The sequence below is a fragment of the Streptomyces sp. NPDC087844 genome, assembly GCF_044742785.1.
Lineage (GTDB): Bacteria > Actinomycetota > Actinomycetes > Streptomycetales > Streptomycetaceae > Streptomyces.
In genome coordinates this window covers 482,621-505,945 of the sequence record NZ_JBIUVD010000004.1, presented here as the reverse complement: position 1 = coordinate 505,945, position 23,325 = coordinate 482,621, and the positions used below count along the sequence as shown (strand labels likewise).

At 72.0% G+C, this 23,325-nt stretch carries 18 protein-coding genes and 1 rRNA gene; 15 read left to right on the top strand and 4 right to left on the bottom strand.

The features are described from left to right. The 3 genes from rrf to ACIOKD_RS12060 all read left to right on the top strand — a co-directional run. Positions 1-95 (top strand): 5S ribosomal RNA (rrf, locus tag ACIOKD_RS12070); the annotation flags it as partial. Positions 96-340: 245 nt separating this feature from the next. Then, complete coding sequence (locus tag ACIOKD_RS12065; RefSeq protein ID WP_402081680.1) at positions 341-1,852, top strand: hypothetical protein; 1,512 nt, start codon at positions 341-343, stop codon at positions 1,850-1,852. Further along, positions 1,834-2,736, top strand: a complete 903-nt coding sequence (locus ACIOKD_RS12060) for a hypothetical protein (protein WP_402081677.1) — start codon at positions 1,834-1,836, stop codon at positions 2,734-2,736. The genes ACIOKD_RS12065 and ACIOKD_RS12060 overlap by 19 nt, the downstream gene beginning before the upstream one ends. Before the next feature lie 73 nt (positions 2,737-2,809). On the opposite strand, the gene ACIOKD_RS12055 is transcribed toward ACIOKD_RS12060, so the two are convergent. Beyond that, positions 2,810-4,096 (bottom strand): DUF1015 family protein, encoded by a 1,287-nt coding sequence (locus ACIOKD_RS12055; RefSeq protein WP_402081674.1) that lies wholly within the window; start codon positions 4,094-4,096, stop codon positions 2,810-2,812. A gap of 72 nt (positions 4,097-4,168) precedes the next feature. On the opposite strand from ACIOKD_RS12055, the gene ACIOKD_RS12050 reads away from it, so the two are divergent. From ACIOKD_RS12050 to ACIOKD_RS12035, 4 genes are all read left to right on the top strand, one after another. After that, the gene (locus ACIOKD_RS12050) at positions 4,169-5,197 is read left to right on the top strand and encodes an HAD hydrolase-like protein (RefSeq protein ID WP_402081671.1); all 1,029 of its coding nucleotides are present in this window, start codon (positions 4,169-4,171) and stop codon (positions 5,195-5,197) included. 145 nt (positions 5,198-5,342) lie between these two features. Continuing rightward, the gene (locus ACIOKD_RS12045; RefSeq protein WP_402081668.1) at positions 5,343-6,386 is read left to right on the top strand and encodes a FecCD family ABC transporter permease; all 1,044 of its coding nucleotides are present in this window, start codon (positions 5,343-5,345) and stop codon (positions 6,384-6,386) included. A gap of 83 nt (positions 6,387-6,469) precedes the next feature. Next, positions 6,470-7,471: a FecCD family ABC transporter permease gene (locus tag ACIOKD_RS12040; protein ID WP_402081750.1), complete on the top strand. Its 1,002-nt coding sequence runs from the start codon at positions 6,470-6,472 to the stop codon at positions 7,469-7,471. A 91-nt stretch (positions 7,472-7,562) separates the two neighbouring features. Further along, on the top strand, positions 7,563-8,411 hold the full coding sequence (locus ACIOKD_RS12035; protein WP_402081666.1) for an ABC transporter ATP-binding protein: 849 nt from the start codon (positions 7,563-7,565) through the stop codon (positions 8,409-8,411). A 24-nt stretch (positions 8,412-8,435) separates the two neighbouring features. On the opposite strand, the gene ACIOKD_RS12030 is transcribed toward ACIOKD_RS12035, so the two are convergent. Continuing rightward, the gene (locus ACIOKD_RS12030) at positions 8,436-8,783 is read right to left on the bottom strand and encodes a sterol-binding protein (RefSeq protein ID WP_402081663.1); all 348 of its coding nucleotides are present in this window, start codon (positions 8,781-8,783) and stop codon (positions 8,436-8,438) included. A gap of 42 nt (positions 8,784-8,825) precedes the next feature. Here ACIOKD_RS12030 and ACIOKD_RS12025 point away from each other — a divergent pair, with 42 nt between their 5' ends. The 5 genes from ACIOKD_RS12025 to ACIOKD_RS12005 all read left to right on the top strand — a co-directional run bounded on the left by ACIOKD_RS12025 (position 8,826) and on the right by ACIOKD_RS12005 (position 14,490). Then, positions 8,826-9,260 carry a hypothetical protein gene (locus tag ACIOKD_RS12025; protein ID WP_402081661.1) on the top strand — a complete coding sequence of 145 codons (435 nt, stop codon included), beginning with the start codon at positions 8,826-8,828 and terminating at the stop codon, positions 9,258-9,260. A gap of 7 nt (positions 9,261-9,267) precedes the next feature. Next, complete coding sequence (locus tag ACIOKD_RS12020; RefSeq protein WP_402081658.1) at positions 9,268-10,083, top strand: TlyA family RNA methyltransferase; 816 nt, start codon at positions 9,268-9,270, stop codon at positions 10,081-10,083. Further along, a complete protein-coding gene (locus tag ACIOKD_RS12015; RefSeq protein WP_402081655.1) occupies positions 10,080-10,985 on the top strand; it encodes an NAD kinase in 906 nt (301 codons plus the stop codon). Before ACIOKD_RS12020 ends, ACIOKD_RS12015 begins: the two co-directional genes overlap by 4 nt. A 268-nt stretch (positions 10,986-11,253) precedes the next feature. Further along, a complete protein-coding gene (gene recN / locus ACIOKD_RS12010; protein ID WP_402081652.1) occupies positions 11,254-12,996 on the top strand; it encodes a DNA repair protein RecN in 1,743 nt (580 codons plus the stop codon). Between the two features lie 354 nt (positions 12,997-13,350). Then, positions 13,351-14,490 carry a glycosyltransferase family 4 protein gene (locus ACIOKD_RS12005; protein WP_402081649.1) on the top strand — a complete coding sequence of 380 codons (1,140 nt, stop codon included), beginning with the start codon at positions 13,351-13,353 and terminating at the stop codon, positions 14,488-14,490. A gap of 107 nt (positions 14,491-14,597) precedes the next feature. Here the strand turns inward: ACIOKD_RS12005 and ACIOKD_RS12000 are convergent, their stop codons facing one another. Both ACIOKD_RS12000 and ACIOKD_RS11995 read right to left on the bottom strand, forming a co-directional pair. Beyond that, the gene (locus tag ACIOKD_RS12000) at positions 14,598-16,244 is read right to left on the bottom strand and encodes a PucR family transcriptional regulator (RefSeq protein ID WP_402081647.1); all 1,647 of its coding nucleotides are present in this window, start codon (positions 16,242-16,244) and stop codon (positions 14,598-14,600) included. 60 nt (positions 16,245-16,304) lie between these two features. Then, positions 16,305-18,107 (bottom strand): glycoside hydrolase family 15 protein, encoded by a 1,803-nt coding sequence (locus ACIOKD_RS11995; protein ID WP_402081645.1) that lies wholly within the window; start codon positions 18,105-18,107, stop codon positions 16,305-16,307. A gap of 493 nt (positions 18,108-18,600) precedes the next feature. Here ACIOKD_RS11995 and ACIOKD_RS11990 point away from each other — a divergent pair, with 493 nt between their 5' ends. From ACIOKD_RS11990 to ACIOKD_RS11980, 3 genes are all read left to right on the top strand, one after another. Next, positions 18,601-20,268 (top strand): CTP synthase, encoded by a 1,668-nt coding sequence (locus ACIOKD_RS11990; RefSeq protein ID WP_402081747.1) that lies wholly within the window; start codon positions 18,601-18,603, stop codon positions 20,266-20,268. Positions 20,269-20,383: 115 nt separating this feature from the next. After that, positions 20,384-21,010 (top strand): NUDIX domain-containing protein, encoded by a 627-nt coding sequence (locus ACIOKD_RS11985; protein ID WP_402081642.1) that lies wholly within the window; start codon positions 20,384-20,386, stop codon positions 21,008-21,010. 171 nt (positions 21,011-21,181) lie between these two features. Then, positions 21,182-23,263 carry a tetratricopeptide repeat protein gene (locus ACIOKD_RS11980; protein WP_402081640.1) on the top strand — a complete coding sequence of 694 codons (2,082 nt, stop codon included), beginning with the start codon at positions 21,182-21,184 and terminating at the stop codon, positions 23,261-23,263. Positions 23,264-23,325 lie beyond the last annotated feature (62 nt).

Sequence of the window (23,325 nt, the reverse complement as noted above, 5' to 3'; positions counted from 1 at the left end):
AAACGCCCGGTTACATTCCGAACCCGGAAGCTAAGCCTTACAGCGCCGATGGTACTGCAGGGGGGACCCTGTGGGAGAGTAGGACGCCGCCGAACAATCTTTGAGGACCTCTGGTCCCAGCGACTCGCTGGGACCAGAGGTCCTTTTTTGTTTTCCCGAAGCGCGCCGGGTACCCGGCTGCGCGAGAATGACTTGCGGTACCGATGACAGGAGTCACCCATGTCCACCAACTCTCCCGACGAGCGACCGGAGCGCGATCAGCGAAGCCGGGACAGTGGTGACCGCGGCGGCTACCGCGGAGGCCCGAGCCGCGACAACGACCGCGGAGGGGCCGGCCGTCGTGACGACAACCGTGGTGGCGCTCGTCCGCCGTTCCGTCGTGACGATGAGCGTGGTGCTCCGCGGCGTGACAGTGACCGCCCGCCCTTCCGGCGCGACGACCGCCGTGACGACAACCGCGGCGGCGGTGACAACCGTGGTGGCGGTGACCGTGGCGGCTTCCGTCGCGATGACAGCCGCGGTGGTAGCAGCGGTGCCGGCGACCGTGGCGGCTTCCGACGTGACGACAACCGCAGTGGTGGGAGCCGTCCCCCGTTCCGTCGTGACGACCGGCCCAGTGGGCCGAGCCGTGACGACCGTGACCGCGGTGCCCCGCGGCGTGACGGTGACCGCCCGGCCTTCCGCCGTGACGACCGCCGTGACGACAACCGCGGCGGCGGCACTCGTCCGGCGCCCCGCCGGGATGACGACCGTGGTGCTCCGCGGCGTGACAGCGACCGTCCGCCCTTCCGGCGCGACGACCGTCGTGACGACCGCCCGGCCTTCCGCCGTGACGACAACCGCGGTGGCGGTGACCGGGGAGGCTTCCGTCGCGATGACAACCGTGGTGGTGGCAGCGGCGCCGGTGACCGCGGTGGATTCCGTCGTGACGACAACCGTGGTCGCAGTGAGCGTCCGGCGCCCCGCCGTGACGACGACCGCGGTGCTCCGCGGCGTGACAGCGAGCGTCCGCCCTTCCGGCGCGACGACCGCCGTGACGACAACCGCGGCGGCGGCGATCGCGGTGGCTTCCGTGGGCGCTATGACCGTCGTGACGACAACCGTGGTGGAGACGCTCGTCCGCCGTTCCGTCGTGACGATGAGCGTGGTGCTCCGCGGCGTGACAGCGACCGTCCGCCCTTCCGGCGCGACGACCGTCGTGACGACCGTCGTGACGACCGCCCGGCCTTCCGCCGTGATGACAACCGCGGTGGCGGTGACCGTGGGGGCTTCCGTCGCGATGACAACCGTGGTGGTGGCAGCAGTGGCGGCGATCGCGGTGGATTCCGTGGGCGAGACGACCGCAGTGGTGGCGGCGACCGCGGCGGCTTCCGTCGTGACGACAACCGTGGTGGCAGTGAGCGTCCGGCGCCCCGCCGTGACGACGACCGTGGTGCCCCGCGGCGTGACAGCGAGCGTCCGCCCTTCCGGCGCGACGACCGCCGCGACGACAACCGCGGCGGCGGCGCCGACCGCCCGGCCTTCCGCCGTGATGACAACCGCGGCGGTGGCGACCGTGGCGGCTTCAACCGCGACGACAACCGCGGTGGAGGCGACCGCGGCGGTTTCCGTGGGCGTGACGACCGGGCCGGGCGCGACGACCGTGGCCGTGGTGGACCCAGCCGCGACGACAGCCGTGGCCGTCCCAGCGGTGGCTTCCGTGGGCGTGACGACCGCGGTGGCGACCGCAGTGGCGGCGGTGGCCGCTTCCGCGACGAGCGGGACCGCGATCGCGAGCCGATCAAGCGGCTGCCGATCCCTGACGACGTCACGGGCCAGGAGATCGACAAGGACGTGCGGCAGGAGCTCATGAGCCTGCCGAAGGGACTCGCCGAGGATGTCTCCAGGAACCTGGTGATGGTGGCCCGGCTCATCGACGAGGACCCCGAGGGTGCTTACGGCTACTCCAGGGTCGCGCTGCGGCTTGCTTCGCGCGTCGCCGCCGTGCGGGAGGCGGCCGGCTTCGCCGCGTACGCGAGCCAGAAGTACAGCGAGGCGCTCGCCGAGTTCAGGGCCGCGCGGCGCATGACCGGCAACGTCGACCTGTGGCCCGTCATGGCGGACTGCGAGCGCGGCCTGGGGCGCCCCGAGAAGGCGCTCGACATGGCCGGGGCCCCCGAGGTGCAGAAGCTCGACAAGGCCGGCCAGGTCGAGATGCGGCTCGTGGCGGCCGGCGCGCGGCGGGACATCGGCCAGTTCGACGCGGCCATCGTCACGCTGCAGAGCCCCGAGCTGGCCTCCAACTCCGTCCAGCCCTGGACCGCGCGGCTGCGCTACGCGTACGCCGACGCTCTCCTCGCGGCCGGGCGTGAGGGCGAGGCCCGTGAGTGGTTCGGCAAGGCCGTCGAGTCCGACAAGGACGGCAGCACGGACGCCTCGGACCGCCTCGCGGAACTCGACGGCGTCGAGTTCGTGGACGCACTTGTCGAGGACGAGGCAGAGGCAGAGGCAGAGGTCGCGGTCGAAGACGTAGAAGCGCAGGAGCTCGACAACGGCAGCGACATTGATGAAGACGGCGATGAAGACGGCGATGAAGACGGCGATGAAGACGGCGATGAAGACGGCGATGAAGACGGCGCTCCGGAGGTTGTGACCTCCGAGGCGCCGGCGGGCGAAGTCGTCGAGATCGTCGAGGTCGTCGAGGCTGACGACAGCTCGGATGCGGGCGAGAAGGCCAAGGGCGACCAGACTGACTGAGGTCGACACGTAGGAACGAACGGGCGGGATTCCCTGAGGGGAGTCCCGCCCGTTCGTGTTTCCGGGGGCCGTGTCAGAGAAGTGCGCGCAGTACCAGGCCCGATGCCGGCTTCGGGCCGAAGGACGTCGACTTGCGGGGCATCGTGACGCCCTGGCTCGCCAGATCGCGTACGACCTCCTCGCGGACCGGGTGCATCAGGACGGCTGTGCCGCCGTCGCGCTCCGCCTTGGCGACCGTGGCGGCCGTGTCGTGGATGTACGCGATGTGCTCCGGGACGTCCGGAATCCGCCAGACATGGTCGAGGAGCGTGGCGTGCAGGACCGTCGCGTCGAGGCTGCGCCAGGCCTCCGGCGGGTCCGGCGGGATCGTACGGGCGAGGAGGTCGGGGGAGGGGCGGTCGGCGAGGTGGAAGGTGCCGTCGCCCGCAAGGAGGAAGGCGTTTCCCTCGGCGGTCGCTGCGGAGAGGGCCGACAGGGCGGAGGAGAGGGGGCCTTCGACGTGGCGTACGCGGAAGGAGCCGTCCAGGGCCGCGAGGGCCTCGGGCACCGGGAGGCGGTGCAGGAGACGGTGGATCGCGCGGACGCGGAGGGGATGGCGCACGGTGTCCACCAGGAGCACCAGGCCGTAGTCCCAGGGGCTGGGGGAAGGGTGCTCCCCGCGTACCCGCAGGTAGGTCGCCCAGCGGTGGTGGCCGTCCGCGATGAGCGCCTGACGGCCGGCCAGGTCCGTGTGGACCTCGGCGAGGTCGGCCTCGTGCGTGACGGCCCACAGACGATGGCTGAAGCCGTCCTCCGTGGTGGTGGACAGCAGGGGCGGGTGTTTCGCGGTGCGCTCGATGACGGCCGTCGTACCGGAGACCGATCCGTCGCCCCGGTAGGTCAGCAACAGGGGTTCGAGGTTCGCGGAGGTGGCCCGCATGAGGGCCGCGCGGTCCGCGACGACGTGCGGCATGACGTCCTCGTGCGGCAGCACCACGCCCTCCGACGGCTCCGACAGACGCAGGGCGCCGATGATGCCCCGCTGGAACATGCCTTCGTCGTCCCGCTGCTCGTAGACGTACAGGCCCGGCTGGGCGTCGGTCCTCAGGACGCCCTCGGACACCCACCGGTGCAGGGTGTCCGCCGCCTGTTCGTTGCGGATGCTGGGCGTGGGGGCCTGCGGCAGGATCAGGCGGACGATGTTGTGCGGGTCCGCCGACTCCAGATGGTGCAGGCCGTCGGGCCGTACGACCACGTCGTACGGCGGGGATGTGACGGCGGACAGGCTGCCGACCCGGTCGGGGTCGTAGCGCAGGCCCCGGAACGGGGTGAGGTCAAGGCCCATGCGTGCCGGTACGTCCGCGGTACCTGCCGTGTTCATTGATGCATCGTAAGTGTGTCAGTGCCATGAGCGATGATCGGGGGAAAGAGACCGAACGAGGAGCGATGCGTAATGAGCCAGACCGCGAGGACGCGGCCCGAGGGCAGTGACAGGGCCCTGAGCGAGGCGTACGACACGGCGCTGCTCGACCTGGACGGCGTGGTGTACGCGGGCGGCAACGCGATCGCGCACGCGATCGAGTCGCTCGGCACGGCCCACACGGGCGGGATGCGCCTCGCGTACGTCACGAACAACGCGCTCCGCACGCCCGACCACGTCGCGGAGCACCTCACGGAGCTGGGCATCGCGACGGAGGCCTTGGACGTCATCACCTCGGCCCAGGCCGTGTCCCGCCTGATCAGCGAGCAGTTGCCCCAGGGTGCGCGGGTGCTGGTGATCGGCGGGGAGGGGCTGCGGGTCGCGCTGCGCGAGCGCGGTCTTGAGCCGGTCGAGTCGGCCGACGACGATCCGGCGGCCGTCGTGCAGGGATTCGGCGGACCCGACCTGCCGTGGGGACGCTTCGCGGAGGCCTGTTACGCCATCGCGCGCGGGGTGCCGTGGTTCGCCTCCAACACCGACCTGACGATCCCCGGCGCCCGCGGTATCGCTCCGGGCAACGGGGCGGCCGTGGAGGTCGTACGGATCGCCACGGGTGCCGAACCGCAGGTGGCGGGCAAGCCGCTGCCCCCGATGCACCGCGAGACGATCCTGCGGACCGGGGCGAAGCGGCCGCTGGTCGTCGGGGACCGGCTCGACACGGACATCGAGGGGGCGTTCAACGGCGAGGTGGACTCGTTGCTCGTGCTCACCGGAGTGACCGATGGTGCGCAGCTCCTCGCCGCGCCGCCGCAGCACCGGCCGACCTATGTCGACGCCGATCTGCGGGGGATGCTGACGGGGCAGCCCGAGGTGGTCGAGGCGGGTGAGGGCTTCCGGTGCGGGGGTTACACGGCCACGGCCGGCAGCGAGAGGCTGGAACTGGACGGTGAGGGCGAGCCCATGGACGGGCTGAGGGCGCTGTGCGCCGCCGCCTGGACGGCAGGCGGCGGCGCGGCGTGCGAGCTGGACGGAGGCAAGGCACTGGCCCGGTTGGGGCTTTGAGGGCCGCGCAAGGCCGCGCAGGGTCGTTCGAGGCCTCGCCAGCCTGGTCACCACGCCTGGTCACCGGGCCAGGTCACAGGTCACCGGGCCTGGTCGCCGGGTGCGCCGATCGAAGCACAGTTCAAGTTAGGCTAACCTAACTGCCGTGTTGGTCGACAGTCCCCCCGAACCGAGCGCGGAGACCGCCCCCGCGCCCCCCGAGCGCCGGGCGGTCCGAGCCGCAGGGCTCCTCCTGTCCCTCGCCGTGCTGGTGCTCGTCGCCCTGGCGAGCATCGCCATCGGCGCGAAAGAGCTGTCCCTGGAACAGGTCTGGCACGGCCTGTTCCAGGACTCCGGTACGTACGGCGACGTCGTGGTGGGGGAGCGGCTGTCGCGTACGGTCCTCGGGCTGCTCGTCGGCGCGGCGCTCGGCCTCGCCGGGGCCGTGCTCCAGGCGCTCACCCGCAACCCGCTCGCCGACCCCGGGCTCCTCGGCATCAACGCGGGTGCGTCCGCCGCTGTCGTCACGGCGATCACCTTCTTCGGCGTCACCTCGCTGAGCGGCTATGTGTGGTTCGCCTTCGCGGGAGCGGCCGGGGTCGGGGTGCTCGTGTTCTTCCTCGGCGGCAGCCGGGGCGCGACACCGGTACGGCTCGCCCTCGCCGGCACCGCGATCAGCGCCGCGCTCTACGGCTATCTCCAGGCCGTGATGATCACGGACGAGGCGGCGCTCGGCAAGATGCGCTTCTGGACGGTCGGTTCGCTGGCCTCGGCCACCAGCGACATCATCTGGCAGGTGCTGCCGTTCCTCGTGGCCGGCACGGTGCTCGCGCTGGCCCTCGCCCGGCCGCTGAACGCCATGGCCATGGGCGACGACACGGCCCGTGCGCTGGGCGCGCATCTGAACCGCACCCGGGCGCTGTCCATGGCCGCCGCCACCGTGCTGTGCGGGGCCGCGACCGCCGCCTGCGGGCCGATCGTCTTCGTGGGGCTGATGGTCCCGCACGTCGTACGGTCCTTCACCGGGCCCGACCTGCGCTGGATCCTCCCCTACGCCACCGTGCTGTCGCCGGTGCTGCTGCTCGGCGCCGACGTCGTCGGCCGGGTCGTGGCGCGGCCCGCGGAACTCCAGGTCGGCATCGTCACCGCGATCCTCGGCGGCCCGGTCTTCATCTTTCTCGTACGACGGCGGAGGACGGCACAGCTGTGAAGGCCCCACGCAACCAGCCCGAGACCACACAGGCGGCTCCCGCCCGGGTCTCCCGCGGCCGTACGGTCCGTACCGTCGGCGGGCTGTCGGTCCGTGTCGACGTCCGCGCGTGCACGGTCGTCGTCCTGCTGCTGGTGGCCGCGCTCACCGCGAGTGTCGTGCTCATCGGCACCGGCGACTTCCCGATCTCCGCCGGTGACGTCGTCCGGACGCTGCTCGGCGACGGTGACGCCGGCCAGGAGTTCATCGTCAACGAACTGCGGCTGCCGCGGGTCCTGGTGGGGCTCCTGGTCGGCGCCTCGCTCGGACTCGGCGGCGCGCTCTTCCAGGCCATCTCCCGCAACCCGCTGGGCAGTCCGGACGTGCTCGGTCTCGGGCAGGGCTCGACGGCCGGCGCGCTCGTGATGATCGTGCTGTTCTCCGGGACCGCCAGGCAGGTCACCGTCGGAGCGCTGGTCGGCGGGCTGGTGACCGGCCTCGCCATCTATCTGCTCGCCTGGAAGAGGGGCGTGCACGGATACCGGCTGGTCCTGGTCGGTATCGGTGTCTCCGCGATCGTCACGGCCGTCAACGGCTATCTGATCACCAAGGCCGACCTGGTCGACGCGACCCGCGCGATCGTCTGGATGACCGGCTCCCTCAGCGGCCGTGACTGGGAGCAGGTCCGGCCCCTGCTCGGCCTGTGCGCCGTACTCGTACCGCTGGTCCTCGGCAACGCGCGCGCCCTGCGGATGCTGGAGATGGGCGACGACGTGGCGTACGCGCTCGGTGTGCGCGTGGAGCGGACGCGACTGCTGCTGATGGTGGCCGCCGTGCTGCTCACCGCGTCGGCCACCGCCGCCGCGGGTCCGGTCGGCTTCGTCGCGCTCACCGCGCCACAGCTCGCACGGCGCCTGACCCGCTCGCCGGGACCCAATCTGGTACCGGCGATGTGCATGGGCGCCACCCTCCTGGTCGTCGCGGACTGGGCCTCGCAGCGGGTCTTCGGAGCCGACCAGCTGCCCGTCGGCGTGGTGACGGGAGTCCTCGGCGGTGCCTATCTGCTGTGGCTCCTGGTCACCGAGCGCAAGGCGGGCCGGATATGAACCCCGGCCCCGTTCACCACCCCGACGGCCCTGCCCATGCCGACGGCGGGACACGCAGGACACGTACGGGCCGAACCACCGAAGGAGCACTGTGAACCGCCTGTCCGCCGAGGACGTCACCCTCGCCTATGACCAGCGCGTCATCGCCGAGCGGTTGTCGGTCGAGATACCGGACAACTCGTTCACGGTGATCGTCGGCCCCAACGCCTGCGGCAAGTCCACGCTGCTGCGCGCGCTGTCCCGCATGCTGAAGCCGCGGCAGGGCCGGGTCCTCCTCGACGGCCAGGCCATCCAGTCGATGCCCGCGAAGAAGGTGGCGAGGACCCTCGGACTGCTCCCGCAGTCGTCGATCGCGCCGGACGGGATCACCGTCGGCGACCTCGTGGGGCGCGGTCGCTACCCGCATCAGGGGCTGCTGCGCCAGTGGTCCACGGACGACGAGCGGATCGTACGAGAGTCCATGACCTCGACCGGGGTCGCCGAACTCGCCGACCGGTATGTGGACGAACTCTCCGGAGGGCAGCGGCAGCGCGTGTGGATCGCCATGGCGCTCGCCCAGCAGACCCCGCTGCTGCTGCTCGACGAGCCGACCACCTTCCTCGACATCCAGCACCAGATCGACGTACTCGACCTGTGTGCCGAGCTGCACGAGGAACAGGGCCGCACCCTGGTGGCCGTACTGCACGACCTCAACCACGCCGCCCGCTACGCCACCCATCTGATCGCCCTGCGCGACGGGGCGGTGATCGCGGAGGGCGCCCCGGCGGACATCGTCACGGCCGAACTGGTCGAGGAGGTCTTCGGGCTGCGCTGCCAGGTCATCGCCGACCCGGAGACGGGCACGCCGCTGGTGGTGCCGGCGGCGCGGAAGGCCCGTACGGCCGCCGCCGCGCCCGTCGCCGTACCCGTCGAGGCGCCCACCGCTGTCACCGAGGGCTGACCGGGGCCGGCCGGGAGGAGCGGGTCAGAGCAGCTTTCTGAGCCGCACCAGGTCGCGCAGGCCCGCTTCGAGCTTGACGCGGCCCGAGCCCCACGCCTTCGCGAAATGGAGCTCGCCGGCGACCATCGCGACCAGGTCGTCGCCGGTCATCGCGAGCCGGATCTCGGCCTTGTCGGGCGGCGGGCCCTCGACCGTGTCGAGCACCACGATCCGGCCGTCCCGCAGGCGGCCGACGAGGGTGATGTCCAGGTCGGTGATACGGCAGCTCAGGGAGCGGTCCAACGCGACCGCGCTCTGTACGTCACCGTTCGCGCCGGCCATGTGGTCCGAGAGTTTGTCGAGTGCGCCGCGGCACTCCTCGATCGTCGCCATCGTGATCGACGGTACCTCAGCGCTTGGCGGTAGCGTCGGGGCATGAGCGAGTCCACGACCGGCCCGGGGACCGAGATTCCCGGTACGGATCTTTTCGGTACGGAGCCGGAGACGGAGCTGAAGCCAGAGACTGAGCCGCACGCCGAGTCCCGCGTCCGGTCCGGCCCCGACGCCCGGCCCGAGTACGACCCCGCCGCCCCCGCCCCGCTGTACGTGCCGCGCACGCCGACCGGTGACGCCGAGGTCGACGCGCTGCTCGACCGGCTGACCGACGCGGACCACCTCGACACGGACGGCCACGTGGAGGTGTACGAGGATGTACACCGGGGGCTGCGCGACGCGCTCACCGCGCTCGACGCCCGCCCGGGACCTCCGGCGCCCCCCGTGCCGGACAGCAACAGTAGTTACAGCGCCAGCAACAGCTACAGCTACAGCAACAGCAACAGCTACAGCAACAGCAACAGCAACAGGAGCTGAACCGAACGTGGCAGGAGTGGCACGACGCCGCCTCGACGCCGAGCTGGTCCGACGCAAGCTCGCCCGCTCGCGCGAGCACGCAGGACAGCTGATCGCCGCCGGACGCGTCACCGTCGGCAAGAACCTCGCGACCAAACCCGCCACCCAGGTGGAGACCGCGGCCCCCATCCTGGTCACCCAGGACGACAACGACCCGGACTACGTCTCGCGCGGCGGCCACAAGCTCGCGGGGGCCGTGGAGGCGTTCGTACCGCTGGGCCTGGAGGTCCGGGGGAGGCGGGCTCTGGACGCCGGAGCCTCGACCGGCGGGTTCACCGATGTGCTGCTGCGCGCCGGCGTCTCGCACGTCCTCGCCGTGGACGTCGGCTACGGGCAGTTGGCGTGGTCTCTACGAAGTGATGAACGCGTCACCGTCAAGGACCGTACGAACGTACGCGAGTTGACGTTGGAGGCGATCGATGGGGAGCCGGTGGATCTTGTAGTCGGTGATTTGTCCTTCATCCCGCTCGGCCTGGTGCTGCCCGCCCTTGTGCGGTGCGCGGCGCCCGATGCCGACCTGGTGATGATGGTCAAGCCGCAGTTCGAGGTGGGCAGGGAACGGCTCGGGAGCGGCGGAGTCGTCCGCAGTCCCGAGCTGCGGGCGGACGCCGTGCGCGGTGTGGCCCGCCGGGCGGGGGAACTGGGGCTCGGGGTGAAGGGTGTGACGGCCAGTCCGCTGCCCGGACCCTCGGGGAATGTCGAGTACTTTCTGTGGCTGCGTGCCGGGGCACCCGCACTGGACCCGGCCGACGTTGACCGTGCAGTGGCGGAGGGGCCGCGTTGACCGACACCCGATCTCGTACTGTTTTCCTGCTCGCCCACACCGGACGGCCCGCGGCCATCCGCAGTGCCGAGCTGGTCGTAGAAGGGCTGCTGCGCTCCGGACTCGGCGTACGCGTCCTGGAGGCGGAGGCGGCCGATCTGCCGCTGCCGCCGACCGTGGAGCTCGTCAAGGAGGCGACTCCGGAGTGCCTCGACGGATGTGAACTGCTGATCGTCCTCGGCGGTGACGGCACACTGCTGCGCGGCGCCGAGTTCGCCCGCGCCTCCGGCGTGCCGATGCTCGGCGTCAACCTCGGGCGCGTCGGCTTCCTCGCGGAGGCCGAGCGCGACGACCTCGACAAGGTCGTCGACCGGGTGGTGACGAAGGCGTACGAGGTCGAGGAGCGCATGACCGTCGACGTCGTCGTGCACAGCAACGGCGATGTCGTGCACACGGACTGGGCGCTCAACGAGGCCGCCGTGCAGAAGGCGGGCGCCGAGAAGCTGCTCGAAGTGGTCCTGGAGATCGACGGGCGGCCGGTGACCGGCTTCGGCTGCGACGGGATCGTCTGCGCGACCCCGACCGGGTCCACGGCGTACGCGTTCTCCGCCGGCGGGCCCGTGGTGTGGCCGGAGGTCGAGGCGTTGCTCATGGTGCCGATCAGCGCGCACGCCCTGTTCGCCAAGCCGCTGGTGACCTCGCCGAACTCGGTCCTTGCCGTGGAGATCCTGCCGCACATCCCGCCCGGGGTGCTGTGGTGCGACGGCCGCCGCACGATCGAGCTGCCGCCCGGGGCCCGCGTGGAGGTTCGGCGCGGGGCGGTGCCGGTGCGGCTGGCTCGGTTGCACCATGCGTCGTTCACCGACCGGCTGGTGGCCAAGTTCGCCCTGCCGGTCGCGGGGTGGCGGGGTGCGCCCCACTAGGCGCTCCGCTGCCGGGTAGGTGATGAACCTGCTGGTGCGTGGGGGCTGGTCGCGCAGTTCCCCGCGCCCCTGAAGGCGAAGGATCGCGCCGTTCCCCGCGCCCCTGAGGGGGCAAAGGCTGGGGCGCGGCCCCGCTTCTGAGGGGCGCGGGGAACTGCGCGATCAGCCCCCGCCGGGCCGCGGACGGGACGCGGGCGGTCCCGGCGGTCACACCAGGACGTTTGTGCAGGGAATGGGGCGGCGTCGCGCCGGGTGGGAGAAACCTCGTATGGTCATGTCCGTGTTGGAGGAGATGCGGATACGGTCGCTCGGAGTCATCGACGACGCGGTGGTCGAGCTGTCGCCCGGCTTCACCGCGGTCACCGGTGAGACCGGCGCGGGCAAGACGATGGTGGTCACCAGCCTGGGCCTGCTGATGGGCGGACGCGCCGACGCCGCCCTGGTGCGGATCGGGGCGAAGAACGCGGTGGTGGAGGGACGGATCTCCGTCCTCAAGAGTTCCGCGGCGATCCTGCGGGCCGAGGAGGCCGGCGCGGAACTCGACGACGGCACCCTGCTCATCAGCCGTACCGTTTCCGCCGAGGGCCGCTCGCGCGCGCATCTCGGCGGGCGTTCGGTGCCGGTGGGGCTGCTCGCCGAACTCGCCGACGACCTGGTGGCCGTGCACGGGCAGACCGATCAGCAGGGGCTGCTCAAGCTGTCCCGGCAACGGCAGGCCCTCGACCGGTACGCGGGCGACGCGGTCGCCGTGCCGCTCGCCAAGTACACGGGCGCCTACCGTCGGCTGCGCGCCATCACCACCGAGCTGGACCAGATCACCACGCGCGCCCGTGAACGCGCCCAGGAAGCGGACATGCTGCGCTTCGGGCTCGACGAGATCGCCGGGGTGGAACCCAGGGCGGGCGAGGACGTGGAGCTCGCGGCCGAGGCCGAGCGGCTGGGACACGCGGAGGCGCTCGCGTCGGCCGCCGCGGTCGCGCACGCCGCCCTCGCGGGCAACCCGGAGGACCCGGAGGGCATCGACGCCACGACACTCGTCGCGGGCGCCCACCGGGCCCTGGAGGCCGTACGGTCCCACGACGCGGCCCTCGGCGCGCTGGCAGGCCGCATCGGGGAGATCGGCATCCTGCTGGGCGACGTGGCGGGGGAGCTGGCGGGCTACGCCGACGACCTCGACGCGGATCCGCTGCGGCTCGCGGCCGTCGAGGAGCGGCGTGCCTCGCTCACCACGCTGACCCGCAAGTACGGCGCTGACGTGGCCGCGGTGCTGAGCTACGCGGAGCAGAGCGCCGTGCGGCTGCTGGAACTGGACGGCGACGACGACCGGATCGGCGAGCTCACCGCCGAGCGGGACGCGCTGCGGGCCGAGCTGGGTGGACTGGCGCAGGCCCTCACCGACGTCCGTACGGAGGCCGCCGAGCGCTTCGCCGCCGCCGTGACGGCCGAACTGGCCTCGCTCGCCATGCCGCACGCGCGCGTGTCGTTCGCGATCCGGCAGACCGAGGACCCGGAGGGCGTGGAGGTCGGCGGACGTCCCGTCGCGTACGGGCCCGCCGGGTGCGACGAGGTCGAACTGCTCCTCGCCCCGCACCCGGGGGCACCGCCGCGGCCCATCGCCAAGGGCGCGTCCGGCGGTGAACTGTCGCGGGTCATGCTCGCGGTCGAGGTCGTCTTCGCGGGGACGGATCCGGTGCCCACGTATCTCTTCGACGAGGTCGACGCCGGTGTCGGCGGCAAGGCGGCCGTCGAGATCGGGCGGCGGCTCGCGAAGCTCGCCAAGAGCGCGCAGGTCGTCGTCGTCACCCATCTGCCACAGGTGGCCGCGTTCGCCGACCGGCAGCTGCTGGTCGAGAAGACCAACGACGGTTCGGTGACCCGCTCCGGCGTGAAGGTCCTGGAGGGCGAGGAGCGTATCCGTGAGCTCTCCCGGATGCTGGCGGGCCAGGAGGACTCGGAGACGGCACGGGCCCACGCGGAGGAACTGCTGGCGACGGCCCGGGCGGACGGATAGGGGCACGGATAGGGGCACGGGCAGGGGCACGGGCAAGGGTGCGAGCGGAGTGTCCTGAGGGGCGCGAAGGGGGCGTGAACAGGGGCTCGCCAGGGACGATGACCGCCCCTGACTGTCTTCGGACATCCCCTGGCCCTCACTCGTGTGAGTGACCACCCGCAACTCGCCCGCATTCCGCCCGCATCCCGTCCGAACCCCATGCGTCCCACTGGTCCCGCACCGGCCCCGCGGTGGTCGGCAACTCGCCCCCGTCCTGGCATCCTTAGGAGGAGGACGAGCGGTACACCCCCGTCGCCCGTTCCTTCGGTACTTTTCTTCGTGACCGCCCGACGCCGAACCAGGAGCCACGGCCACGTGAGCCACGTGAGCAGCCACTCACCGCACGGACAGTCGCCGCTGCGTACCGTCCAGGTGCTCGGCGGCGGCAGCGCGGGCAGCTGTGCCCATGTGCGGTCGCTGACCGCGGGACTCGTCGCACGGGGCGTGCGGGTGACCGTGTGCGCTCCGACGGATGCCGATCACGCGTACGACTTCACCGGCGTCGGTGCCGATCACGTCCATGTGCCCAGGCGCAACGACCCGGCCTCCGTGGCCGCGCTGCGGGCGGTCTGCGGGGACGCCGACCTGGTCCACGCGCACGGTCTGCACGCCGCGCTGCGGGCCGCGTTCGCGCTCAGCGGACGGCGCGTCCCGCTCGTCGTCACCTGGCACACCCGTCCGTACGCCGAGGGCGCGCGGGCCCATCTGCTGCGTGCCCTGGAGCGGCGGGTGGCGAAGGCCGCCTCGGTGGTCCTCGGTTCCTCGTCCGACCTGGTGGACCGCGCCCGCAGCAGGGGCGCCCGGGACGCGCGGCTCGCCGCCGTCGCGCTGCCGGCCCGGTCACGGCCCGGCGCCGCGCACGAGGAGACCGACGGGCTGCGGCTCAAGGCGCGCGCGGAACTCGGCACGACGGACCGGCCGTTGCTATTGGCCGTCGGCTCGCTCGACCGGCACCGGGGGTACGACACGCTGCTGGACGCCACGCGCGCGTGGCGACGGCTCGACCCGGTGCCGCTGCTCGTGATCGCCGGCGAGGGACCGCTGCGCGGCGCACTCCAGCGGCGCATCGAGGACGAAGGGCTCCCCGTACGTCTCATCGGCCGGCGGGACGACATCGGGGAGTTGCTCGCCGCCGCCGACCTCGCCCTGCTGCCCGGCTCCCCGGAGTCGCGCTCCCTGCTCGCCCAGGAGGCCCTGCACGCGCGCGTGCCCCTGGTCGCGGCCGCCACCGGAGGCATGCCCGAACTCGTCGGCGACGCGGCCGAACTCGTTCCGCACGGCGACCCGCGGGCGCTCGCCGAGGCAGTCGCCGCTCTGCTCGCCGACCCCGACCGCCGCGAGCGGCTGAAGGACAGGGGCACGCTCCAGACGGCCACCTGGCCGACCGAGGACGAGACGGTGGCGCAGGTCCTCAGCGTGTACGACGAGCTGACCCGACCCCTGCCGCTGCCGTAACACCTTCTGCCGTAACACCTTTTGCCGTAACACCTTTTGAAGTAAAACCTCTTGAAGTAACACCGCGAAACCCTGGCCGGGCCCCTGGGCAGGGCGGCGGTCCGGGCTCACGCGACGAGTCTGCGGGCCCGCAGCGCCAGGCTCAGGGCCAGCACCGCCTGCGGATCGTCCAGGTCCGTCCCGAGCAGTTCCCCGATCCTTGCGAGCCGGTTGTAGAGCGTCTGCCGGTTGAGGTGCAGTTCGCGCGCGGTCTCCGCCTTGCGGCCCGCGTGCGCGAGATACGTCTCCAAGGTGGGCAGCAGCGGCGGCTTCGAGCGGTGGTCGTGGTCGCGCAGGGGGCCGATCGCGCGGTCGACGAAGGCCGCCAGGTCCTGATGGTCCCGCAGCCGCCACAGCAGCAGGTCGATGTCCAGGCTCCGGGCGTCGTACCAGGGCCGGTCGGACAGCCCCTGGGCGGCCGTGGCCGTCTCGGCCGCGTGCCGCAGCCCCGCCGACGCGGCAGCCCAGCCACCCGCCATGCCGACCACCACGACCGGCGGCTGCGCTCCGGGCCGCTGTGTCCCCGCCCGCTCGACGCCCGCCCGCAGCGCCGCGGCGACCCGGTCCGCGACCGCCGGCCGCTCGGACTCCGCGCGCAGCCCCACCAGCAGCGGTACGCGGCCCTCCACGGGGCGTACGCCCAGCAGGACCGGTACGCCCACCGACGCCAGCTCCTCGGCGACCGCCCGTGCCAGCACGGCCCAGCCGCCGCCGGGAGACGGCCCGTCGGCGAGGCGCATGACGACCGGCAACAGCGGGCTCGCGCCGGGCTTGAAACCGAGGACCCGGGCCTGCGCGGGCGCGTCCCCGGCGGCGATCCGGCCCTCGGCGAGGTCGGTGAGGAAGTCGCCGCGTCCGCGGGCCGCCAGCTCCTCCTCCTGGCGGGCCTGCATCATGACCACGGCCAGGACGCCCGCCGCCCGCTCCGTCGCGATCCGGTGCACGGGCGCGAGCGGGGTGTTCACGGGGAGGAGGACGAGCCGGGCCCGGACGGACCCGGGGCCGCCGCCCTGTCCGCCGCCGGGCACGTCCACGAGGACCGTACCGGCGGGCGGCCCGGCCCTGTGCCGGCCGCGCAGCCCCTCCCACACCTGGAGCGGATCGGCGTTCGCGGGGCCGGTCCCGGCGGCGTACAGGAGCCGGCCGTCCGGGGTCTCCAGGAAGACCGGGTTGCCGCCGAAGTCGGCGAGGATGCCGAGGACCTGCGGGATGCCGCCACCGCCGAGCAGGGCCTCGGTGCAGCGCCGGTGGACCTCCTCGGCGCGCTGGAGCAGTGCGTAGTGGCCGTTGACGATCTCGGTGTGGACCTCCTCCGTGACCGTCACGAACGCCACCTCGCGGTGCAGCTGCACCAGGGGCAGACCGGCCGCACGCGCAGCCTCGACGAGCGCGGCGGGCAGACTCGTGAAGCGCGGCCCCAGCTCCACGACCAGGGCCGCGATGCCACGCTCGGCCAGCGTGCGGACGAACGCCCGCTGGTCGGCGGGGCGGGTGCCGAGCCCGTAACCGGTGGTCAGGAGCAGTTCGCCGCCCTTGAGGAGCGAGGCGATGTTCGGTACCTCGCCCGCGTGCACCCAGCGCACGGTGCGGCCCAACCGGTCGGCGCCCGCCAGGATCTCCGGCAGGCCACCGCGCAGTCCGGGCAGCTCCAGGGCCCGCCGCACGGTGATCCCGCCACTGTGCTGCGTGTCCGGCGTGTCGTCGCGGCTGTCCATGACCGGACGCTACCCCGTCCGCCACCTGCTGTGACGCGCCGGACGGGGTCACACGGGCTCTCAGCCGCCGTACGCCCCTGAGGCCGTCAGGCGCAGGGCCGTGTCGATCAGCGGCACATGGCTGAACGCCTGCGGGAAGTTGCCCACCTGGCGCTGCAGGACCGGGTCCCACTCCTCCGCGAGGAGACCGAGGTCGTTGCGCAGGGCCAGCAGCTTCTCGAAGAGCTTGCGGGCCTCGTCCACGCGGCCGATCATCGCGAGGTCGTCCGCCATCCAGAACGAGCAGGCCAGGAACGCGCCCTCGTCGCCCTTCAGGCCGTCCACGCCCGCGTCGTCACCGGAGGTGGGGTAGCGCAGGATGAAGCCGTCCGAGGTGGACAGCTCGCGCTGGATGGCCTCGATCGTGCCGATCACGCGCTTGTCGTCCGGGGGCAGGAAGCCCATCTGCGGGATCAGCAGCAGGGAGGCGTCCAGCTCCTTGGAGCCGTACGACTGCGTGAACGTGTTGCGTTCCTTGTCGTAGCCCTTCTCGCACACGTCCCGGTGGATGTCGTCGCGCAGCTCGCGCCACTTCTCCAGCGGGCCGTCCGCGTCCCCGGACTCGATGAGCTTGATCGTGCGGTCGACGGCGACCCAGGCCATCACCTTCGAGTGGACGAAGTGGCGGCGCGGCCCGCGCACCTCCCAGATGCCCTCGTCGGGCTCGTCCCAGTGGTCCTCCAGGTAGCGGATCAGCTTGAGCTGGAGGAGCGAGGCGTAGTCGTTGCGGGCCAGGCCCGTCATATGGGCCAGGTGCAGCGCCTCGGTCACCTCGCCGTACACGTCGAGCTGGAGCTGGTTCGCGGCGCCGTTCCCGACGCGTACGGGACCGGAGTTCTCGTATCCCGGCAGCCAGTCGAGCTCCGCCTCGCCCAGTTCCCGCTCGCCCGCGATGCCGTACATGATCTGCAGGTTCTCGGGGTCCCCGGCTACCGCCCGCAGCAGCCATTCGCGCCAGGCGCGCGCCTCCTCGCGGTAGCCGGTGCGCAGCAGCGAGGACAGGGTGATCGCCGCGTCGCGCAGCCACGTGTAGCGGTAGTCCCAGTTGCGGACGCCGCCGATCTCCTCGGGAAGGGACGTCGTGGGGGCGGCCACGATGCCGCCCGTCGGGCCGTACGTCAGCGCCTTCAGCGTGATCAGCGAGCGGACCACGGCCTCGCGGTAGGGCCCGTGGTACGTGCACTGGGCCACCCAGTCGCGCCAGAACTCCTCGGTGGCCTCCAGGGACTGCTCCGGCTCGGGCAGCGCGGGTGGCTGCTTGTGCGAGGGCTCCCAGGAGATGGTGAACGCGATGCGGTCACCCGGTGCGACCGTGAAGTCCGAGTATGTCGTCAGCGCCTTGCCGTACGTCTCGCACTCCGTGTCGAACCACACGGAGTCGGGTCCGGCGACGGCCACCGTGCGCCCCTCGTGCTTGTGCACCCACGGCACCACACGTCCGTACGAGAAACGCATCCGCAGGGCGGAGCGCATCGGGACGCGGCCCGTGATGCCCTCGACGATGCGGATGAGCTGCGGGGCGCCGTCACGCGGGGGCATGAAATCGGTCACGCGGACCGTGCCGCGTGAGGTGTCCCACTCGGATTCGAGGATGAGCGAGTCGCCGCGGTAGTGGCGGCGGACCGCTCTCGGCGGTTCGGCGTCGGCGGCATGCGCGGGGCCCAGCCGCCAGAAGCCGTGCTCCTCCGTGCCGAGCAGTCCCGCGAAGACGGCGTGGGAGTCGAAGCGGGGGAGGCACAGCCAGTCCACCGTGCCGTCCCTGCAGACCAGCGCGGCCGTCTGCATGTCTCCGATAAGTGCGTAGTCTTCGATGCGCCCGGCCACGTGCAACTCCAGTCGAACGGCCACTTCGCCCCGAGGGGGCGGTGTTCTTGCGGTCAGAGGATCATTGGTAAAGCGTCGTTGCGGAACGTCGGTTGTCGCGTGTCACGCATGTCAATGGTTGCAGCGATTGTCTTCGCGAGGCGAACCGACGAGCTCTTGGCCCAGGAATACCGGTGGGGTGCTGCCGTTTGCCGGTCTGGCTCGGCAGCGAGTGTCCGAGCAGGATACGACGCACGATGATGTTCCGCGTGCCCCTCCCGACAACCCGCCTGGTCCGAACGCGTGAGCACGGGTGTGGCGCGTGTCGACCTGTGCGCGGAGCGTGGCCGGAAGCGACCTCCTCGCGTCGCTGATACCCTGGTAGCCCGTGGACCGGTGGACGCCCGAGCAGGAAAAGGGACCCCCGAACCGCAGCGACGGCACCGCCGGAAACCTCCGGGCCGGGCAGCCGTACCGCAACCGAAACCGCGACCACGGGAGCCCCCTCTTGGCCATGCCGCCCGCTGCTTTCCGAAGCAGCACAGCCACGACGACCAAGCACATCTTCGTCACCGGAGGTGTCGCCTCCTCCCTCGGCAAGGGCCTGACCGCCTCCAGCCTGGGCGCGCTGCTCAAGGCACGGGGTCTGCGGGTCACCATGCAGAAGCTCGACCCGTATCTGAACGTAGACCCCGGCACGATGAACCCGTTCCAGCACGGTGAGGTGTTCGTCACCAACGACGGGGCCGAGACGGACCTCGACATCGGTCACTACGAGCGTTTCCTCGATGTGGACCTGGACGGCTCCGCGAACGTCACGACCGGGCAGGTCTACTCCACGGTCATCGCCAAGGAGCGGCGCGGCGAGTACCTCGGTGACACCGTGCAGGTCATCCCGCACATCACGAACGAGATCAAGCACCGTATCCGCCGGATGGCCACCGACGACGTCGACGTCGTCATCACGGAGGTCGGCGGCACGGTCGGCGACATCGAGTCCCTGCCGTTCCTGGAGACGGTCCGCCAGGTCCGTCACGAGGTCGGCCGCGACAACGTGTTCGTGGTCCATATCTCGCTCCTCCCGTACATCGGCCCCTCCGGGGAGCTGAAGACGAAGCCGACCCAGCACTCGGTTGCGGCGCTGCGCAACATCGGTATCCAGCCGGACGCGATCGTCCTGCGGGCCGACCGCGAGGTGCCCACCGCGATCAAGCGCAAGATCTCGCTGATGTGCGACGTCGACGAGGCGGCCGTCGTCGCCTGTCCCGACGCCCGCTCGATCTACGACATCCCGAAGGTCCTGCACACCGAGGGCCTGGACGCCTATGTCGTGCGCAAGCTGGACCTTCCCTTCCGTGACGTGGACTGGTCGACCTGGGGCGACCTGCTCGACCGCGTCCACAACCCGCTGCACGAGATCCACCTGGCGCTCGTCGGCAAGTACATCGACCTGCCCGACGCCTACCTCTCGGTCACCGAGGCGCTGCGCGCGGGCGGCTTCGCCAACAAGGCCCGGGTGAAGATCAAGTGGGTCGCCTCGGACGACTGCAAGACCCCGGCGGGCGCCGCCAAGCAGCTCGGTGACGTCGACGCGATCTGCATCCCCGGCGGCTTCGGCGACCGCGGTGTGGCCGGCAAGGTCGGCGCCATCCAGTACGCCCGCGAGAACAAGATCCCGCTGCTCGGCCTGTGCCTGGGCCTGCAGTGCATCGTGATCGAGGCCGCGCGCAACCTCGCCGGCATCGCGGACGCCAACTCCACCGAGTTCGACTCCGCCACCGGCCACCCGGTCATCTCCACCATGGCCGAGCAGCTGGACATCGTCGCGGGCGACGGCGACATGGGCGGCACGATGCGCCTGGGCATGTACCCCGCCAAGCTCGCCGAGGGCTCCCTCGTGCGCGAGGTCTACGACGGCAAGGAGTACGTCGAGGAGCGGCACCGCCACCGCTACGAGGTGAACAACTCCTACCGCGCCGAGCTGGAGAAGAAGGCCGGTCTGCAGTTCTCCGGCACCTCCCCGGACGGCAAGCTGGTGGAGTTCCTGGAGTACCCGCGCGAGATCCACCCCTACCTGGTCGCGACGCAGGCGCACCCCGAGCTGCGCTCGCGTCCGACCCGGCCGCACCCGCTGTTCGCGGGCCTGGTCAAGGCCGCGGTGGAGCGCAAGACGGCCAAGTAGGCCGAGGGTTGTACGGTTGCCGGGGTACGCGTCTTTTGGGGCGCGTGCCCCGGTTTTCGCCGTGTGTACATCTCTGGTGCGGCACAGGTTTCGTGCGTGTGGGAGGCAAGTCGACATGACCATCAAGGACACCGCCGAGGAGTGGGAGGTCAGGGCGACCGAGACCCCGTTCACCGGCAACAAGACCTCCGTGCGCACCGACGACGTGGTCATGCCCGACGGATCGGTCGCCCGGCGCGACTACCAGGTCCACCCCGGTTCGGTGGCCGTCCTCGCCCTCGACGACCAGGGCCGCGCCCTGGTCATCCGCCAGTACCGGCACCCCGTGCGCCACAAGCTCTGGGAGATCCCGGCCGGCCTGCTCGACGTCCCGGGCGAGAACCCCCTGCACGCCGCGCAGCGCGAGCTGTACGAGGAGGCGCACGTCAAGGCCGAGGACTGGCGGGTGCTCGCCGACGTGTACACCACGCCCGGCGGCTGCGACGAGGCCGTCCGGATCTTCCTGGCCCGCGATCTCTCCGAGGCCGAGGGACAGCGTTTCGAGGTCGAGGACGAGGAGGCCGACATGGAACTCTCCCGGGTCCCGGTCGCCGAGCTCGTACGCGGTGTCCTCGCCGGTGAGCTGCACAACAACTGTCTCGTCGTGGGTGTCCTCGCGCTGACCGCCGCCCTGGCCGGCGAGGGTCTGGAAGCGCTGCGCCCGGCCGAGGCCCCATGGCCCGCACGCCCGTTCGAGGCGTGATCCACTTCGGTGCGCGCAATCGGCCCACCGATGTGACGATCGCCTGATCCGATCGGGGGATCTGCCCGCCGCGCTCCGCACGGATCGTCGCAGAGCGTGAACTAGGCTCTGAAAACGCCCCGTCCGGAGTCCCGGCGGGCTTGCGCGCGCAGTGGGACGGGAGTGTGGCCCGTGACGGATCAGGCGGTGGATACCGGCGGCACGACGGTGTCGGAGAAGGGGCGGCGCCCGGCTGCCGCGTCCGCCCTCACGGGCAGTCAGTTCCTCGGCCGTACAAGAGAGTTGAAGGAACTCCGGGCCGACATCGACCGCGCGGGGCTCGACACCCTCGCCGGCCGCAAGGCGCCACGCGCGCGCGTGCTGCTCATCGCAGGCAGGCCCGGATCCGGGCGCACCGCCCTCGCCGAGGAGCTCGTACGGCAGGTCGCGGACAGTTACCCGGACGGTGTCCTGCGAGCCCGGCTCACCGAGCCCGGCGGCACCCCCGTACCGACCGAACGAACCGCCCGGGACCTGCTCACCGCACTCGAACTGCACGCCCCGGCCGGAGCGGACGAGGACGACCTCTCCGAGCGGCTGCGCGAGGCGCTCGCCACCCGCAGGACCGTGCTCCTGCTCGACGACGCGGCCGACGCGCAGCAGGTCGACGCGCTCCTCCCCGAGACCCCCGACTGCCTCGTCGTCGCCGTCTCCGGCGGGCCCCTGACCGGGATCGCGGACGTCCGGCCCTGCACCCTCGGCGGCATGGACACCAAGTCCGCCCTCGAACTCCTCGACCGGTTCACCGGCTCCGTACGCATCACCGTGGACCCGCGCGCCGCCGAGGGGCTCGTGGAGATCTGCGCGGCCCAGCCCGCGGCGCTCGTCCTCGCCGGGGCCTGGCTCGCCCACCGGCCCAAGTCCGCCGTCGCCGATCTCGCCAAGCAACTGCACACCGACGGTGACGACGGCCCGATCCTCGAACGGGTCTTCCGGCTCACCTACGCGGCCCTGCCGTCGGCCGCCGCGCGGATACTGCGCCTCCTCTCGCTCGCCCCCGCCGGTCTCGTCGACCCGCACACCGCGTCCGCGCTCGCCGGCTGCTCGGTCGGCGCCGCCCGCACCACCCTGGACGACTTCACGAAACTCGGTCTCGTCCGGGCCGTGGAGTCGCCGCTGCCGCAGTACGAGGTGCCCGGCTGCCTGCTGCCGCTGCTGCGCTCGCTCACCGGGACCGAGGACCGCGCGGCCGAGCTCCAGCTGGCCCGCGCCCGCATGCTGGAGCGGACCGTGCGGCTCCTGGTGTCCTGCCGGGCGATCACCGAGACCGACAGCTCGCCCGCCCGCGAGAAGCTCGCCGGGATGCCCCGCGCGCTGCGCTTCCCCAACCCCCGCGCGGCAGCCGACTGGCTGCGCATCCGACAGCCCGCGCTGCTGGCCGCCGCCCGCCTCGCGGTCTCCGACGGCGAGCTGGACACCCTGGCCCGCCGCCTGATGGCCGCCCTGGTCAGAGCGTTGGTCGCCCATGTCGGGACGCAGGCCGCGGCGCCCGAGCTGTACGGCATCCACCGGCTCGTCCTGGATGTCGCCGAACGCCGGAACCTGCCCCGCGAGAAGGCCGCGGCACTGCTGAACCTCGCCGACCTGGACGCCCGGACCGGCCGTACGACGGACGCGCTGGCCCGCTACCGGGCCGCTCTGGACGCCGGACGCGAGGCGAACGACCCCTACGCGACCGGCCGCGCGATGGAATCCGTAGGCGGTGCCCACCAGGAGCTCGGTGACTACGACCGGGCCGCCGACTGGTACGGGCGCGCGCTCGCCCAGCGGCTCGCCCGCGACGAGCGCGCGGACGCGGCCAGACTGCACGGGCGGATCGCCACCGTGCACACCTACGCGGGCCGTTACGGCGAGGCGCTGCGCAACTGGCGCTCCGCGGTCACCGGGTACCGCAGGACCGGCGATGTGGCGGGCCAGGCAAGGGCGTTGAGCGAGACGGCGCGGGTGCAGGAGTACGCGGGCCGGCCCGAGGAATCCCTCGCCACCTGCCAGGAGGCGGTCGAGTGGGCGCGCCGCGCCGACGACGTGCGGCTGCAGGCCGCGCTGCAGCTCCGGCTGGCCGACACGCTCGACCGGCTGGGGGACCCCACGGCCGCCCGGCTGCACCGCACCGCCGCCGAACGAATGCTGGGTGACGAGCTCCCGGAGAGCGCATCAACCAGGGAACAAGACGGCAACGCCTGCGAAATCCGTAGCGCAGCCGAAGAAGATTGATGCATTGAAAGGCTAGACAGGGAGAATCCCTTCATTAGACTGGCTCCGCCGCGTCTTTTCGT

Bases quoted from the DNA above. Each gene is read 5' to 3' on its own strand.
- ACIOKD_RS12055 (WP_402081674.1), bottom strand. From the start codon at position 4,096: ATGAACACGGCAGGTACCGCGGACGTACCGGCACGCATGGGCCTTGAC.
- ACIOKD_RS12050 (WP_402081671.1), top strand. From the start codon at position 4,169: ATGAGCCAGACCGCGAGGACGCGGCCCGAGGGCAGTGACAGGGCCCTG.
- ACIOKD_RS12030 (WP_402081663.1), bottom strand. From the start codon at position 8,783: ATGGCGACGATCGAGGAGTGCCGCGGCGCACTCGACAAACTCTCGGAC.
- ACIOKD_RS12025 (WP_402081661.1), top strand. From the start codon at position 8,826: ATGAGCGAGTCCACGACCGGCCCGGGGACCGAGATTCCCGGTACGGAT.
- recN (WP_402081652.1), top strand. From the start codon at position 11,254: ATGGTCATGTCCGTGTTGGAGGAGATGCGGATACGGTCGCTCGGAGTC.
- ACIOKD_RS12000 (WP_402081647.1), bottom strand. From the start codon at position 16,244: ATGGACAGCCGCGACGACACGCCGGACACGCAGCACAGTGGCGGGATC.
- ACIOKD_RS11990 (WP_402081747.1), top strand. From the start codon at position 18,601: ATGCCGCCCGCTGCTTTCCGAAGCAGCACAGCCACGACGACCAAGCAC.
- ACIOKD_RS11985 (WP_402081642.1), top strand. From the start codon at position 20,384: ATGACCATCAAGGACACCGCCGAGGAGTGGGAGGTCAGGGCGACCGAG.